The sequence below is a fragment of the Tabrizicola sp. genome, from assembly GCF_051645465.1.
GTDB lineage: Bacteria > Pseudomonadota > Alphaproteobacteria > Rhodobacterales > Rhodobacteraceae > Tabrizicola.
Genome location: NZ_JBOFBI010000010.1, coordinates 1 through 14,700, shown reverse-complemented (window position 1 = coordinate 14,700; position 14,700 = coordinate 1). Strand labels below are relative to the sequence as shown.

19 protein-coding genes are annotated in these 14,700 nt (G+C 64.8%); 4 read left to right on the top strand and 15 right to left on the bottom strand.

Annotated elements, in window-relative coordinates; all coding sequences use genetic code 11:
• Positions 1-63: 63 nt before the first annotated feature.
• From ACRCSW_RS00665 to ACRCSW_RS00630, 8 genes are all read right to left on the bottom strand, one after another.
• Positions 64-891, bottom strand: a complete 828-nt coding sequence (locus ACRCSW_RS00665) for an ABC transporter permease (protein ID WP_438702086.1) — start codon at positions 889-891, stop codon at positions 64-66.
• Positions 892-967: 76 nt separating this feature from the next.
• Complete coding sequence (locus ACRCSW_RS00660) at positions 968-1,846, bottom strand: ABC transporter permease (protein ID WP_438702072.1); 879 nt, start codon at positions 1,844-1,846, stop codon at positions 968-970.
• A gap of 121 nt (positions 1,847-1,967) precedes the next feature.
• On the bottom strand, positions 1,968-2,723 hold the full coding sequence (locus ACRCSW_RS00655) for a transporter substrate-binding domain-containing protein (RefSeq protein WP_438702071.1): 756 nt from the start codon (positions 2,721-2,723) through the stop codon (positions 1,968-1,970).
• A gap of 38 nt (positions 2,724-2,761) precedes the next feature.
• Positions 2,762-3,472, bottom strand: a complete 711-nt coding sequence (locus ACRCSW_RS00650) for a substrate-binding periplasmic protein (RefSeq protein WP_438702070.1) — start codon at positions 3,470-3,472, stop codon at positions 2,762-2,764.
• Complete coding sequence (locus tag ACRCSW_RS00645) at positions 3,472-4,254, bottom strand: ABC transporter ATP-binding protein (protein ID WP_438702069.1); 783 nt, start codon at positions 4,252-4,254, stop codon at positions 3,472-3,474. The genes ACRCSW_RS00650 and ACRCSW_RS00645 overlap by 1 nt, the downstream gene beginning before the upstream one ends.
• A gap of 102 nt (positions 4,255-4,356) precedes the next feature.
• A complete protein-coding gene (locus ACRCSW_RS00640; RefSeq protein ID WP_438702068.1) occupies positions 4,357-5,127 on the bottom strand; it encodes a phosphate/phosphite/phosphonate ABC transporter substrate-binding protein in 771 nt (256 codons plus the stop codon).
• Positions 5,124-5,558 carry a TerB family tellurite resistance protein gene (locus ACRCSW_RS00635; RefSeq protein ID WP_438702067.1) on the bottom strand — a complete coding sequence of 145 codons (435 nt, stop codon included), beginning with the start codon at positions 5,556-5,558 and terminating at the stop codon, positions 5,124-5,126. Before ACRCSW_RS00635 ends, ACRCSW_RS00640 begins: the two co-directional genes overlap by 4 nt.
• 9 nt (positions 5,559-5,567) lie before the next feature.
• Positions 5,568-6,365, bottom strand: a complete 798-nt coding sequence (locus tag ACRCSW_RS00630) for a 23S rRNA (adenine(2030)-N(6))-methyltransferase RlmJ (RefSeq protein WP_438702066.1) — start codon at positions 6,363-6,365, stop codon at positions 5,568-5,570.
• Between the two features lie 103 nt (positions 6,366-6,468).
• Between ACRCSW_RS00630 and ACRCSW_RS00625 the strand changes: the two genes are divergently transcribed.
• Both ACRCSW_RS00625 and ACRCSW_RS00620 read left to right on the top strand, forming a co-directional pair.
• On the top strand, positions 6,469-7,128 hold the full coding sequence (locus ACRCSW_RS00625) for a TerC family protein (protein WP_438702065.1): 660 nt from the start codon (positions 6,469-6,471) through the stop codon (positions 7,126-7,128).
• Positions 7,129-7,295: 167 nt separating this feature from the next.
• The gene (locus ACRCSW_RS00620; protein WP_438702064.1) at positions 7,296-7,472 is read left to right on the top strand and encodes a helix-turn-helix domain-containing protein; all 177 of its coding nucleotides are present in this window, start codon (positions 7,296-7,298) and stop codon (positions 7,470-7,472) included.
• An 8-nt stretch (positions 7,473-7,480) separates the two neighbouring features.
• Here the strand turns inward: ACRCSW_RS00620 and ACRCSW_RS00615 are convergent, their stop codons facing one another.
• The 5 genes from ACRCSW_RS00615 to ACRCSW_RS00595 all read right to left on the bottom strand — a co-directional run bounded on the left by ACRCSW_RS00615 (position 7,481) and on the right by ACRCSW_RS00595 (position 11,365).
• The gene (locus ACRCSW_RS00615; protein ID WP_438702063.1) at positions 7,481-8,143 is read right to left on the bottom strand and encodes a hypothetical protein; all 663 of its coding nucleotides are present in this window, start codon (positions 8,141-8,143) and stop codon (positions 7,481-7,483) included.
• Positions 8,143-9,786, bottom strand: a complete 1,644-nt coding sequence (locus ACRCSW_RS00610) for a CTP synthase (RefSeq protein WP_438702062.1) — start codon at positions 9,784-9,786, stop codon at positions 8,143-8,145. Before ACRCSW_RS00610 ends, ACRCSW_RS00615 begins: the two co-directional genes overlap by 1 nt.
• Positions 9,787-9,937: 151 nt before the next feature.
• Positions 9,938-10,357, bottom strand: coding sequence for a preprotein translocase subunit SecG (secG, locus tag ACRCSW_RS00605; protein ID WP_438702061.1), 420 nt, complete (start codon positions 10,355-10,357; stop codon positions 9,938-9,940).
• Between the two features lie 233 nt (positions 10,358-10,590).
• Positions 10,591-10,977: a VOC family protein gene (locus tag ACRCSW_RS00600; protein WP_438702060.1), complete on the bottom strand. Its 387-nt coding sequence runs from the start codon at positions 10,975-10,977 to the stop codon at positions 10,591-10,593.
• Positions 10,970-11,365, bottom strand: coding sequence for a DUF6524 family protein (locus tag ACRCSW_RS00595; protein WP_438702059.1), 396 nt, complete (start codon positions 11,363-11,365; stop codon positions 10,970-10,972). Before ACRCSW_RS00595 ends, ACRCSW_RS00600 begins: the two co-directional genes overlap by 8 nt.
• Before the next feature lie 40 nt (positions 11,366-11,405).
• Here ACRCSW_RS00595 and ACRCSW_RS00590 point away from each other — a divergent pair, with 40 nt between their 5' ends.
• Positions 11,406-12,200, top strand: a complete 795-nt coding sequence (locus ACRCSW_RS00590) for a class I SAM-dependent methyltransferase (RefSeq protein ID WP_438702058.1) — start codon at positions 11,406-11,408, stop codon at positions 12,198-12,200.
• Here the strand turns inward: ACRCSW_RS00590 and ACRCSW_RS00585 are convergent.
• Both ACRCSW_RS00585 and arsC read right to left on the bottom strand, forming a co-directional pair.
• Positions 12,169-12,840 (bottom strand): aquaporin, encoded by a 672-nt coding sequence (locus ACRCSW_RS00585; protein ID WP_438702057.1) that lies wholly within the window; start codon positions 12,838-12,840, stop codon positions 12,169-12,171. The two genes, ACRCSW_RS00590 and ACRCSW_RS00585, sit on opposite strands and share 32 nt — an antisense overlap.
• Positions 12,837-13,250 carry an arsenate reductase (glutaredoxin) gene (gene arsC / locus ACRCSW_RS00580; protein WP_438702056.1) on the bottom strand — a complete coding sequence of 138 codons (414 nt, stop codon included), beginning with the start codon at positions 13,248-13,250 and terminating at the stop codon, positions 12,837-12,839. The genes ACRCSW_RS00585 and arsC overlap by 4 nt, the downstream gene beginning before the upstream one ends.
• Before the next feature lie 123 nt (positions 13,251-13,373).
• On the opposite strand from arsC, the gene ACRCSW_RS00575 reads away from it, so the two are divergent.
• Entirely contained in the window at positions 13,374-14,666 is a 1,293-nt protein-coding gene (locus tag ACRCSW_RS00575; RefSeq protein ID WP_438702055.1) for an adenylosuccinate synthase, read from the top strand.
• Positions 14,667-14,700: the final 34 nt, after the last annotated feature.

Genomic DNA, 14,700 nt, shown 5'->3' with positions numbered 1-14,700 from the left:
CATCAACTTGGCGCATACAGCGGGCCCGGGCGGGTGCCCGGATAATTTGATCAAAAAAGCCTACTACCGGATCAGCTGCGGACGCAAGCGGATTCTGCTTTTCTCGTTCGAGGGCAGATGGCGGTTCAACCTGCGGTTTACCCGGCCGTAAAGGAAGGTGACGAGAAGCGTGAGGCAGATGAAGTAGAAGGCGACGATGGGATAGGGGACGAAGGGGTTGAAGGTCTTGTCGGCGAAGTAGTTCGCGTAATAGAGCGCGTCGCCCTTCTGGGCGAAGGCCGGGAAGCCCGAGAAGTACACGAGCGTCGTTGCGTGAAACAGGAAGATCGCTTCGTTCGTGTAGGCGGGCCAGCCGAGCCGGAGCATGGTGGGCCATTCGATGCGGATGAACTTCTTCCAGCCGGTCAGTCCGTAGGCTTCGGCGGCCTCCAGATCACCTTTGGGGATCGACTTCTTTGCGCCGTGGAAGATCTCGGCCGAATAGGCGGCGGTGTTGAGGAAGAGGACGAACAGCGCGCCCGCCCAGGCGCGGGTGGTCCAGGCGGTCTCGATGGTGAGGCCGAAGATTTCGATCCCGGTCTTGGGAAGGAGGACAAGTGCCTCGTAGGCCAGGAAGAACTGGATGAAGAGGGGCGAGCCCCGGAAGACGAAGACGAACCATTCGGCCGGCTTGCGGATCAGCGGATTGCGGGCGGATTTCGCCAGCGCGATGGCATTCGCCAGGAAGAAGCCGAAGGCCAGGGCGAGGACGCCGAAGTAAAGGTTCCAGATCATGCCCGAGCCGATCAGCGTGAACTGCTGGCAAAGGGTGAAGTCTGACCTCGGCAGAAGGTTTTCGCCGATACCGATCGAGCGGAGGCCGTAAGCCTGGATGGTTTCCCAGCAGGTCATGCTCATGCGTCTGCTCCCCGCGCGGGCCAAATTCCTTCGCAGGAATTTGCAAAAGTTTTCGAAAACTTTTGCGCGCTCATGCCGCTGTCCTCCGCAGCGCTTCGCCGCCCGCCGTGGCCTGGCCATGGCTGAGCCTGGCGCTAAGCCGGGCGATGCCGATCTCGGATATCCGGGTGAAGACGAGGTAGAAGACCAGAAGCCCCAGGAAGTACCAAAGCCGCCAGTCACCATGCGGGTATTCGTAGGCCTGGGTCTTGGAGCCGCCAAGCTCGCGGGCGTAGTAGACGATGTCCTTGACGCCAAGGAGGAACAGAAGCGGCGTGGCCTTGATCAGGATCATCCAGAGGTTCCCAAGGCCCGGCAGCGCATAGACCCACATCTGCGGCACCAGGATCCGGCGGAAGACCTGGCGGCGGCTCATCCCGTAGGCTTCGGCGGTTTCGAGTTGCGCGCGGGGTACGGCCTGCATTGCGCCGTAGATGCAGTTCGCGGCGAAGGCGCCGAAGACGATGGCGAAGGTGATGACGGCGAGGCCGAAGCCATAGGCCTGGTGCCAGACCGCCGAGGAGCTGCCGAGCGGTACCTTGGCCGCCTGGCAGACGCGGAACTCCAGCCCCTGCCAGGGCCAGGCGCCGTCTTCGCACACGAAGAGGTTCTTGAGGTATTCGATCCCCTGGTCGAGCGCGATGACGAAGAAGAGGAAGAAGATGATGTCGGGGATGCCCCTGACCATCCAGATGTACAGCTTGCCGATCCAGCTGACCGGCGCGATGTGTGAGCGCGCCGCAGTGGCGCCCATGAAGCCCATGCCCAAGGCGGCGGGCGCGGTGATCGCCAGAAGGGCCAGCACGGTCAGGAAGGACCAGTAGAAATCGACATGCTTGGCCGAGGTGAGATAGCAAAAGGCCCAGGTCAGGCCTTCGATGGACTTCGGATCGGCACAGGCTTCGAACATTATAGGTCCGGGGCGGGGATTCGAGTTTTCGTCGAAAACTCGTTCCGGTGGGAAGCACGAGTTTTCTGCGAAAACTCGGGGTCAGGCTGGGGCGGGCGGTGTGCCGCCCCAGCCGGTTGGATCAGCAGCCTTCCTTGGCAGCCTCGCCCCAGTCCAGATCGGTGTCCGGCCCGAAGTACTCCGGCTTCACGATCATCGCGTCGAGCGTGCCATCGCATTTCATCGACTTGATTGCCGCGTCGAATTTGCCCAACAGCTCAGCATCGCTGTCGCGGAAGCCAAGGCCCACGCCGCCGCCGATCTGCTCTTCCTTCTCCAGAAGCACGAGCGTGCCGCCCGATTCATCGGCGATGGGCTTGAGGTAGTCCTTGTCAGCCAGAACCGCGACCGCTTCGCCGTTCTTCACGGCGGCGACGGTTTCTTCCGGGGTCGCGTATTCGACGACCTGCATGCCGTTTTCAGCGACGAAGGCGGCCTGGATGGTCGCGGTCTGCGCGGCAACCGGGCCGGACATGAGGTCAGCATCGGCGCTGAGCGCCAGATAGGCCGAGGCGGCTGGGCGCAGGTAGCCCTGGCTGAAGTTGATGACTTGCTCACGCTCTTCCGTGATCGACATCCCCGCGATGATGACATCGTAGTTCCCGGACTGCAGGTTCGGGATGATCGAGTCCCAGTCGTTCGTCACCCATTCGCAGGTCAGGCCCGCGCGCTTGCAAAGCTCGTCGCCGAGCTCGCGTTCAAAGCCCGCGACTTCACCGGCGTCGTTGATGAAGTTGTAGGGAGGGTAAGCGCCCTCGGTCCCCAAGCGCACGACGTCCTGTGCGAAGGCTGCGCCAGAGGCGGCCACGAGGGTAGTTGCGAGAAGTAGTCTTTTCATCCTTGGTTTCCCCTTTTGTTGGATGGTTTAGGGCCGGTTCATTCGAACCAGCGGGTTTCTAGGGCGTCGAACGTCCCGTCCGCGACGATCGAGGTGTAGGCCGTATTGAGGGCACCGAGCAGTTCGGTGTTTCCCCGGCATACGGCGATGGCCTGGCCTTCGTGGGGAATGATGTCGGAGTAGAGGTAGTCGACACCGGTTGCCGAGAAGTAGCTGGCCATCTGCTCGGCATCGCCGAAGGGCCCAAGTGCCAGATCCGCCTCTCCGTCGGCGAGTGCCGTCAGCACCTCGGGCTCGGTCCGGAAGGAGATGAACCGGTACCCCAGGTGCCGCAAATGCGATTCGTGCATCGTGCCGGACTGAACTGCGACGAGCGCCGCGGCCGGTTCGGGCGCGCCGGGGCGGCCGATGTACCATTCATCCTGACCATCGACGAAGTAAGGCTCTGTGAAATCGACCAGCTTGCGCCGTTCCTCGGTCACCGCGATGCCGCCGATGACGACGTCGAACTCGCCCGACATCACGCCTGGGATCAGTTGGTCGAAGTTGGCGGTCTTCCACGAGCAGTCAAGCTCGGCCCGGGTGCAGATTTCATCCATCAGTTCTTTTTCGAAGCCGACCATCGCCCCGGCGTCATCGATGTAGATGTAGGATTCGCTCGGCTTGGCGTCGGTGCCGATGACGATCGGCTCGGATGAGGCGAGGATGAGCCCCGCGATGACACCGGCAATCGCGCCCGTGCAGGACATCAGGCGGCCGTCGCCGAAAGGAACCCGCGCAGCCGTTCGCTTTTCGGGTTGCCGAAAAGGTTCGCGGGCGGGCCCTGTTCCTCGATCTTCCCCTGATGAAGGAAGATCACGTGGTCCGAACAGTCGGCGGCAAGCTTCATGTCATGCGTGACAAGCAGCATCGTGCGGCCTTCATCGGCCAGCGCCTTGATCACGCGGACGACTTCCTGCTCAAGCTCCGGGTCCAGCGCTGACGTCGGTTCATCGAAGAGAAGCGCGCGCGGTTCCATGCAAAGCGCCCGCGCGATGGCTGCCCGCTGCTGCTGGCCGCCCGAAAGCTGCGCGGGCCAGGCGCCGGCCTTGTCGGCAATGCCGACTTTGGCCAGGTAGTGGCGGGCTTTCTCTTCCACCTCTTTCGGGTCGCGCTTCAGCACGGTGACGGGGGCCTCCATCACGTTCTGCAGGACCGTCAGATGGGACCAGAGGTTGAACTGCTGGAAGACCATCGAAAGGTTGGTGCGGATGCGCGTGACCTGATCGCGGTCGGCGGGGTGGCGGTTCGGGCCCTGGCCCTTCCAGTGGACGGATTCGCCCTCGAACTTGATCTCGCCCTGCTGGCTGTCCTCCAGAAGGTTGCAGCACCGCAGAAGCGTGGACTTGCCCGACCCGGACGACCCGATAAGCGACACCACATGACCGCGGGGGGCCACCAGATCGACGCCTTTCAGAACCTCAAGCGGGCCGTAGCATTTGTGAAGGTCGCGGATCTCGATGACCGGGATATCCGTGGCAGGGTCTGGCATGGGGCTTCTTGGCTCGGGCGGGTGATGCGGCAGTAGGGCCGAGATTTTGCAGCATTGCAACGTTGAATCAGCCCAAAACCGGGCGGGCTGATGGTGATTTGATCAGGCCAAAGCGGCAATCTGTTCGGGTGATGGCGGATTGGGCACTGCGAGGTAGGCAGGCACCGGAATGCGCACCAGACCTTTGATGCGAAGGGCAGTGCGGTCTTCGGCAGGAAGCGCGCCAATGGCCTGGGCCAGCACGTCGAAGATCGGGCCGGGGTCGTTCCCAATCGCGGTGATGAAAGGAAGGCCGGGCGTCGGCTCGGTCACGGCGACGACCTTGAGGGCCTTGGCCACGGGATCGATGGTCTGCATCAGCGCATGGGTCACCGCGTCGAGCGATGCGATGTCAGCCTGGCCTTCAGCCACGGCTTTGGCTGACAGTTGGTGGCCGCCGGTCTGGAGTCTGGGCGGGAGCCGGATGCCGAGCTTCGCGGCATGGATCTGCGGGGCGGCCCAGCCGGACTGCGACAGGGGTTCGTTGTAGGCGAAACGCGCGCCGTCGAAGTCGGCAAGGCTGTGCCGCGGATCATCGGCGCGGGCAACAAAGACTGACCGGTAGTGGCCGGGCGGGCAGCCCTCGACCCCGTAGTCCGGGGTGCCGACGTAAGTGACCTTGCCATGCAGCCGGGCGCGGAACGGATAGCCGCAGGTCTGCGACAGGATCAGGTCTGGCGCGCCCCAGGCTTCCCAGTAAGCGTCCTCGCCGCGGATCAGGGCGTCTGGGGCGCCAATGCCGACCGCCTGCAGGCCATCGCGGATCAGGGCCCAAAGCCGGTCGTTCGGGCCCCGCAGCGGCCCGAAGTCGTACATCCCGAGGCTCGCGATCATTCCTGCTCGGCCCGCCTTCTGGCCAGGGCGGATTCAACATCCGTCAGGCCCAGAAGGTTCGCGACCAGCCGCATCAACCGGTCCTCATGCGCCTCGCGCAGACCGTCAGCCAGTGCGACGGACCACAGCGCGGTCATCAGATCGGACCTCTGCTCCAACGCCACGGCTTCCTTCAGCGCCCGGGTGAAGCGGACGGTGTCGGGCGCCTCGCGCTCCAGCGTTTCAGCCTCTGACCGCAGCTTTGCCGCCGCGAACGGGTCAAGCCCGTGATGGCTAGCAAGCACCCGGTCGATCCGTTCGACCTCCTCGGCGGCATAAAGACCATCAGTCCGTGCGACACGGACGAGAAGAGTTGCCAGCGCGAGCCGGGCGTCAGGCTCGGGCAGGCGCTGGGGTTCGGGTGCCATGAGGCGGCGGAGAAGATCGATCATCCTGCCTATCTAAGGCGTCGTGCGCGGCTTGGAAAGCGCGGCAAACCGGGTTGTGAGGTCCTTGAGCTCCGCCTCAAGCCCATAAGGCGGGTTGACGGTGAAAAGGCCCGATCCTTCCATCCGGTGGCCTTCGCGCACGGGCGGGAAGCGGACCTCGTGTCGCAGGCCATCGGGGAAGGCGGCCGTGAGCGCCTTCAGCATCGGCCCATGCGCGGCGCCGGTCAGGATCGGGTACCACAGGATCAGGATGCCGACGTTCCACTTGCGATGGATGTTGGCCATGTGGCGGGGAATGGCCTCGTAGTCGGCCTTCACCTCGTAGGAGGGATCAATCAGCATAAGCCCCCGGCGCGGGGTGGGTGGCGTGAGGGCAAGGGCCAGCTCGAACCCGTCCTGCTGGTGGACATGAGCGCCCCAGTCCTTTGCGGCGGCCTTCAGGTGGGCATGTTCCTGCGGATGAAGTTCGGCCAGGTGGATCGTGTCGCTTTCCCGCAGGCCCAGGGCCGCGATGAGGGGTGAGCCGGGATAGCTCCGAGGACCATGGGCCGCGCGGGCTTCTTCAAGCCGCTGGCGGTAAGGGTGGTCGGGCGGGAACAGGCCTTCGGCCAACGCGATACCCGCCGCTGCCTCGCCTGTCTTCACCGCCGCGTCCGAATCGAGGTCATAGACGCCGCGACCGGCATGGGTCTCGATATAGGTGAGGGGCTTCTCTTTCCGGGTCAGATAGTCCAGCACCCAGGCCAGCGCCGCATGTTTGTGGACATCGGCGAGGTTCCCGGCGTGGTAGAGGTGCTGGTAGGAAAGCATGGGCGTGCCCTACCCGGCTTTGCCTTGCTTGAAAAGTCTGGATCGGCTTGATCCCTTGGCCTTGTCCGCGTAGGAGCGGCGGGGAATTCTCAGCGGAGGCGAGATGGAAATCTTCACCTATGAGGGCCTCGTCGCCCTGATGCAGGTCATCGGGATCGACCTTGTGCTTGCGGGCGACAACGCCATCGTCATCGGCCTTGCCGCCGCGGGTCTGCCGAAGGAGCTGCGGGCGAAGGCGATCCTGGTCGGGATCATCGCGGCCACCGTGATGCGGATCGGGTTTGCATTGATCACGACGCAGCTTCTGGAGATCGCCGGGCTTCTGTTGGCTGGCGGCATCCTGCTGTTGTGGGTCTGCTGGAAGATGTGGCGCGAGCTGCAGAACGGGCACGCGGCTGAGGATGCTGCGGTCGAGGCGCTGGCGGATGCCGACCTCAACGCCGACGGAACCATCGCAGGGGGCGCGCCGACCAAGACCTTCGCGCAGGCCGCGACACAGATCGTGATCGCGGACGTGTCGATGAGCCTTGATAACGTCCTCGCCGTCGCGGGGGCGGCGCATGGGCACCCGACGGTGCTGGTGATCGGGCTTGTCCTGTCGATCGCGCTCATGGGGCTGGCGGCGAGCTTCATCGCGAACCTTCTGAACAAGTACCGCTGGATCGCCTATATCGGGCTTCTGATCATCCTCTACGTCGCCTTGAAGATGATGTGGGAGGGCTGGCATGAGGTGCAGCCGATGGTCCTGGGGATGTTGGGGTAGCGTAACTCTGCGTTACGGTTGGCTGGCCTTTGTGAAATCAAGGGGTTGGCTGGGATCGTTCACCGGCTGTTAAGATCTGGACCGGGGCCGCAAGGGCCTCGGTCCTTTGTTTTGGTGCGTCTCATTGCGGGTGAGGGCCGAGCGGGTTGGTTAGCCGACCGTCAAGGATGATCAGGGCCCGGACCGAGGCGGGGCTGACGCAAGAGGCTCTGGCCGAGCGGATGGGGACCACGCAGTCGGCGGTGGCCCGGCTGGAGGGCGGGGGCGTGTCGCCGACGGTGGAGACCTTGCGGCGGTATGCGAAGGCGGCGGGGAAACGGTTGAGGGTGGAGTATTGCCGTTAAGCCTTCTTTTACTCTGATCCCTCCTCAAGGCACGGGATCCGAGCGGATGCCCCAGCGGTGACCGCCAGGGACGTTACCTTGGGGCTATCAGGCGCGGAGCCTTCGTCGCGATATCGATAGACGAGCATCTGGATGATGCCAGGCGTTCCGTCCTCACTCGAAAAGCTAAAAGCGCTCTGAAAAACAATCTCCAGCTCAGCGAGGTCTACGTCGGGATGCTGGATACACTGCGGCGCGTCCACAATTCTTGGCTGCCCCTCACCCAAGTGTTCGAAGGCGCGAATTGCTTGGTTGAGCTCCGAGTCGCCTTCTATGACCCAATAAAGGTGATCGCGGGAAGGATCATGATCTTCTGGCCAAAGAAATCCCGCCAGCACAGCCAATCGAAAATCAGGCGCTTCATGTACCAGGAAGGCGAAATTCTCGTCGACATTTCGAAATCTCTGCGCGCCGCTTTCCTCGATTGAAAAAGGAGCAAGCCCGTCCAGCATAAAGGGCTGGTCGGCCAACATAGGGTCCAAAATTCTATCTAAGAACTCGGACTCGAAGAGGCCATCTGCCACCGCGATTGTTGCGGAGCATATGAGTACGGCCAGCCCGGAAGTCATATTGCGCAATGCCCGTGTTCGTGACGCAAATCGATCTGCAAAAACGGAACTGATCATGGTCATCACACCAACCTACTCACCTCCACCGCTGCCCGGACAAAATCCGCGAACAGCGGGTGAGGGGCGAACGGCTTTGACTTCAGCTCGGGGTGGAACTGGACGCCGATGAACCAGGGGTGGTCCTTGACCTCGACGATCTCGGGGAGCCTGCCGTCCGGGCTCATGCCGGAGAAGATCAGGCCGCAGGACTCCAGCCCCTTGATGTACTGGGCGTCGACCTCGTAGCGGTGGCGGTGGCGTTCCTCGATCACGGTGGTGCCGTAGATGCGGGCGACGGCGGAGCCATCCTTCAGGTTCGCTGTGTAGGCCCCCAGCCGCATGGTTCCGCCTTTGGCGTCGTCGGCCTTGCGGCGGACGGTGTGGTTGCCCTGGATCCATTCCTTCAGGTGATAGACCACGGGGGTGAAGCGTTTCGCACCGGCTTCGTGGTCGAACTCCTCGGACCCGGCGTCCTTGATCCCGGCCAGATTGCGGGAGGCCTCGATCACGGCCATCTGCATGCCGAGGCAGATGCCGAGGTAGGGGATCTTCTTTTCCCGCGCGAACTGGGCGGCCTTGATCATGCCTTCGGTGCCGCGCTCGCCGAAGCCGCCGGGGACGAGGATGGCGTCGAGGCCGTCGAGATAGGGGGTGGGGTCCTCACGTTCGAAGATTTCGCTGTCGATCCACTGGGCCTTGACCCGCGTCCGGTTGGCCATGCCGCCGTGGGTCAGGCCTTCGACGATGGATTTGTAGGCGTCCTCAAGCTGGGTGTACTTGCCGACGATGCCGACGCGGACCTGATCCTCGGCGTTGGTCAGGCGGTCCATCACGTCTTCCCATTTCGCGAGGTTGGGCTTCGGGGCGGGGGTGATGCCGAACGCGTCGAGGACGGCCTGGTCGAGGCCCGCACGGTGGTAGGCGAGGGGGGCTTCGTAGATGGTTTTCAGGTCGTAGGCGGGGATGACGTGCGATTTGCGGACGTTGCAGAAGAGGGCGATCTTTTCCAGCTCGCGCTCGGGGATCGGGTGTTCGGAGCGGCAGACGAGGACATCGGGGGCGAGGCCGATGCTTTGCAGTTCCTTGACCGAGTGCTGGGTGGGTTTGGTTTTGAGCTCTCCACTGGCCGCGAGGTAGGGCAGGAGCGTGAGGTGCATCAGGATCGACTGGCCGCGGGGGCGTTCGTGGATGAACTGGCGGATGGATTCGAAGAACGGCAGGCCCTCGATGTCGCCGACGGTGCCGCCGATTTCGCAGAGCATGAAGTCGACTTCGGTGTCGCCGATGCGAAGGAAGTCTTTGATTTCGTTGGTGACGTGGGGGATGACCTGGATGGTTTTCCCCAGGTAGTCGCCGCGGCGTTCCTTTTCCAGCACGTTGGAATAGATGCGGCCGGAGGAGATGCTGTCGGTCTGGCGGGCATGGACGCCGGTGAAGCGTTCGTAGTGGCCGAGGTCGAGGTCGGTCTCGGCGCCGTCGTCGGTGACGAAAACCTCACCGTGTTCGAAGGGCGACATCGTGCCGGGGTCGACGTTGAGGTAGGGGTCGAGCTTCCGGAGGCGGACGGTGTAGCCGCGGGCCTGGAGGAGCGCGCCTAACGCAGCGGAGGCGAGGCCTTTGCCGAGAGAGGAGACGACGCCGCCGGTGATGAAGATGTAACGCGCCAAGGGCGGCCTCCCGTGAGTTCAGGTGCGATTCGGGGCAGGCAGAATCGCAGCACCACGGGAGTTGAGGTATAGCGACTACCGTGAAGCAAGGCAACGCCTGGCCCGCTAGATAATGCGGGCGTTGCGGCAGGCGGAGCAAGCAGTTGTGGAGTTAGGGGGTGGTGGCAGGCGCCGGGTCGTCCGCGCGGGGCGGGGTTGCGGGCGCGTCGGCGGAGCCCTGGGGCGCGAGGTCGGGGAGTGTCAGGTCAGTGCCCGCAAGGCCGCTGCCGGTCGTCGGGGCATCGGTTGCGGGGGTGTCGGTCCCCGGTTCCTCGGTGGTGGCACTGTCGACGACCGAATCGCCGTCGCCACTGCGTGTCGCGAGGATCGTGAGGGTGATGGAGGTCACGATGAAAGCCGCGGCGAAGATCCAGGTGAGTTTTGTCATCGCGGTGGCCGCACCGCGGGCCGACATGGTGCCGCTGGCGCCCCCGCCCATGCCAAGCCCGCCGCCTTCGGAGCGCTGCAGGAGCACCACGCCGATCAGGAGGAGAGCGAGGATCAGGTGGATGGTGAGGACGACGTTTTCCATTGCGAGCTTCCGGCGCGAGAGTTGCGCCTATCTAGGGGGAAGGGGACGCGGACGCAAGGGTGGGTGGTCGGTTCTCTGAACGGGGAGCCGCCTCGGGGGGCATCGAGCCCCCGCTCGGCGGCGCTGCCGCGGATGGGCGCCTGGGCGGTGGGGCGGGGGAGAGGTCGGGAGGCCTCCGGCGGGGATATTTGCGGCAAAGATGAAAGGGGGACGTCCGGGAGGCTGTATTGGTTCTAGCCGCCATGCACGGCGGAGAGCTTGTTGCCATCCGGGTCGCGGACATAGGCCGCGTAGAACGTCGGGCCGTAGGGGCGGAGGCCCGGGGCGCCTTCGTCGGTGCCTCCGGCCTGCAGCGCCGCCTTGTGGAAGGCGCGGACGGCCTCTTCGGTAGGGGCGAAGAAGGCGGGCATGGTGCCGTTGCCGGTGGTCGCGGGTTTGCCGTCGAAGGGTCTGGTGATCCAGATCCGGGTGCGGCGGTCGTCGGGGAGGCCGTAGCCGACCTCGTCCGCTTCGGTCGAGCGGCGGATGAAGCCGAGGGGGGCGAGTGCGGCGTCGTAGAAGCGGGCGGCCCGGGTGACGTCGTTGGTGCCGAGGGTGAGGTAGAGGAAGGTCTCAGCCATCGACTTCGTCCGTCGTCTGCTGGCCGGAGAGCCGCTGGCGCAGGATCGACCAGGACATGCCGATGCCAAGGATGAGCGACAGGGCAACGATGATCAGCCAGACGTTCAGCGCGGAGTTGTTGAGCCCGAGGACGCCCCAGTCGATCAGGACCCAGATCCCGGCGGCGAAGATCGCGGCGATGACCAGCGCGCCGAGGATGCCGATCGAGCGCATGGTCGAGACCAGATAGACCATGGCGATGACGGCGAGGATGAGGCCGGTGAAGACGACGAGCGGCGTCTGGTCGGCCCAGGCGTCGCGCGCCCAGGTGACGTAGTTCCACTGCGTCGGGTTGAAGATCGCAACGAGAAGGATGAAGGCGCCAAGCCAGCGCAGGAGGATGCCCATGATGCGGCCCTTTTGTCGTCTCTGTGCTAAGGGGTGGCAAATGGGCGGGGGTTTGTCCAGAGTTCTGGTGGATCGGACCGGCGAGGCTGGCATGGCGGACGCGCTTTACGACGACCCTGCGCTGGCGGCGTTCTACGACTGGGATAATCCCTGGACGGCGGATTTCGACTGGTTTGCAGGCTTGGTCGAAGGGGCGGCATCGGTCCTGGACCTGGGCAGCGGCACCGGGATTTTCACAGTGGAGCTGGCGGCAAGGGGGGTCGAGGCGGTGGGGGTGGACCCGGCGGCGGCGATGCTGGACGTCGCTCGGGCACGGGAGGGTGGGGACCGGGTGACGTGGGTCGAGGCCGGGGCGCAGGATCTGGACCTTGAGCGGCGGTTCGATGCGGTCGTCATGACGGGACATGCGTTTCAGACGCTGCTGACCCCGGAGGACCGCGGGGTGGTTCTGGCAACCATCGCGCGGCATATTGCGCCGGGTGGGAGGTTCTTCTTTGACAGCCGCAACCCGGACGCACGGGAATGGGAGAGCTGGGGGCGGGAGGCGACGCTTGAGGTGAAGGCGCATCCTGCGTTCGGGAGGGTGGAGCGCTGGAACGAGGCTGACTGGGATGCAGAGCTTGGTATCGTGACCTATGAGACGCATTATGCCCTGGCCGATGGGCGGAGGTTTCAGGCCCGGTCGCGGATTGCGTTTCCGGCGTTTGAGGTGCTTTCGGCTGAGATCGCGGCGGCGGGACTGCGGGTGGACCGCTGGTTCGGGGATGCGCTGGGCGGTCCGTTGGTTCCGGGATGCCCGGATTTCATCCCGCTCGGGAGCCTGGCGGGGTCGTGAAGAGCCAGCCCCAGAGGGCGGCACCGAGTAGGGCTCCGGCGATTTGGGCAAGGATGAAGCCGGGGGCCGAGGCGGGTGCGATGCCGGCGAAGCTGTCGGAAAGGGTTCTGGCCAGAGTCACGGCGGGGTTGGCGAAAGAAGTTGAGGCGGTGAACCAGTAGGCGGCGGTGATCGTCAGGCCGACAAGCCAGGGGATCGCGGCGGGGGCAAAGGCCAGGCCGCCGAGGATGGCGCCGATCAGGGTGAAGGTGGCGACGACTTCCGAGATGAGCTGGCCGGTGCCTCCCCGGACGGTGTCCGAAAGGGTGACGGGGGCGAGGTCGAACATCAGGTTCGCAATCACCGCCCCGGCAGCGCCTCCGGCGATTTGCGCGATGATGTAAGGGGCGAGCTGGGACCAGGGCAGCGCTTTCCGAAGCGCCATCACCAGGCTCACGACCGGGTTGAAATGCGCGCCGGAGAGCGGGCCAAGGATGGAGATCAGGACCACGAGGATCGCGCCGGTCGCAAGCGTGTTGGCCAGAAGCGCAAGGCCGACCGATCCGCCGGAGAGACGCTCGGCCATGATGCCGGAGCCGATCACGGTGGCGACGAGGAGCGCGGTGCCCAGGGCCTCGGCGACGACGGCGCGGGGGGTCATGCGTGGGCTGCCGCGAGGTCGACGGTTTCGCCGTCTTCCTTGGTGAAGTGGCCCGCGGCGGGGGGCAGAAGCGCCAGCACCGCCTCGGACGGGCGGCAGAGGCGGACGCCTTTGGGGCTGACGACCAGGGGGCGGTTGAGGAGGACCGGGTGGGTCTCGATGGCGTCGAGCAGCTGGTCGTCGGTCAGGGAGGGATCGCCGAGGCCAAGCTCGGCAAAGGGCGTACCCTTCTCGCGCAGCAGCGCGCGGAGGGGTTGGCCGGTGCGCTGGGCGAGACTGCGGATCATCGCGCGGGAGGGTGGGGTTTTCAGGTATTCGATGACGTGGGGTTCAACTCCGGTGGCGCGGATCAGCGCAAGAGTATTGCGTGACGTGCCGCAGCCGGGGTTGTGGTAGATGATGACGTCCATCAGGGGCGGATACGTCGGATTTGTAACAGGTGCGTGTCAGCGGGGCCGGCCGCTTTTGTGGGTTTCGCGTGCGCGCCGGGGTAGCTATACCCCGCATGGTTTGACCGTGACTCGGGGGAATGTATGGCCAACGTCGTCGTCGTGGGGGCCCAGTGGGGCGATGAAGGCAAGGGCAAGCTGGTCGACTGGCTGTCCGAGCGGGCCGATGTGATCGCGCGGTTCCAGGGCGGGCACAATGCGGGCCATACGCTCGTCATCGGGAACACGGTCTACAAGCTGTCGCTTCTGCCGTCGGGCATCGTGCGGCAGGGCAAGCTTTCCGTCATCGGCAACGGGGTGGTGGTCGATCCCTGGCATCTGGTGGCCGAGATCGAGAAGCTGCGAGGGCAGGGGGTGGAAATCTCGCCCGAGAACCTGATGCTGGCCGAGAACGCCTCGCTGATCCTGCCGATCCATGGCGAGCTGGACCGTGGGCGCGAGGCGCAGACGACGGTTGCAAAGATCGGGACGACGGGGCGGGGGATTGGCCCGGCCTATGAGGACAAGGTGGGGCGGCGGGCGATCCGGGTGGCGGATCTGTTCGACGCGGCGACGCTGGATACGAGGATCGGGCGGCTTTTGACGCACCACAACGCGCTGCGGGCAGGCTTGGGGCTGGAGCCGGTGGACCCGGAGGCGCTGAAGGCAAGCCTCATGGAGATTGCGCCGAAGCTGAAGCCCTATGCCGGGCCGGTCTGGAAAGTGCTGACCGAGGCGCGGCGGGCGGGGAAGCGCATTCTCTTTGAGGGGGCGCAGGGGTCTTTGCTTGATATCGACTACGGGACTTATCCTTACGTGACCTCGTCGAACACGATTGCCGGGCAGGCGGCGACGGGGACGGGCGTGGGTCCGACGGCGATCGACTTCGTGCTGGGGATCGTCAAGGCCTACACGACTCGCGTGGGCGAGGGGCCGTTTCCGGCAGAGCTTCACGATGCGGATGGCGAGCGGCTGGGCGAGCGGGGGCATGAGTTCGGCACGGTGACGGGCCGCAAGCGCCGCTGCGGCTGGTTCGATGCGGTGCTGGTGCGGCAGACTTGTGCGACAAGCGGCGTTTCGGGGATCGCGCTGACCAAGCTTGATGTGCTGGACGGGTTCAAGACACTGAAGATCTGTGTCGCTTACGATCTGGACGGCGAGCGGATGGACTATCTGCCGATTGCGGCGGATCAGCAGGCGCGCTGCACGCCGATCTACGAAGAGCTGGAAGGCTGGTCCGAGACGACCGCCGGGGCGCGGTCCTGGGCCGAACTGCCGGGGGCGGCGATCAAGTACGTGCGGCGGATCGAGGAGTTGATCCAGTGCCCGGTGGCGCTACTTTCCACTTCTCCCGAGCGGGACGATACGATCCTGGTGACCGATCCCTTCGCGGATTGAAGGGTAACGCTCCTCGTGTCGCTTCGCTCGCTCG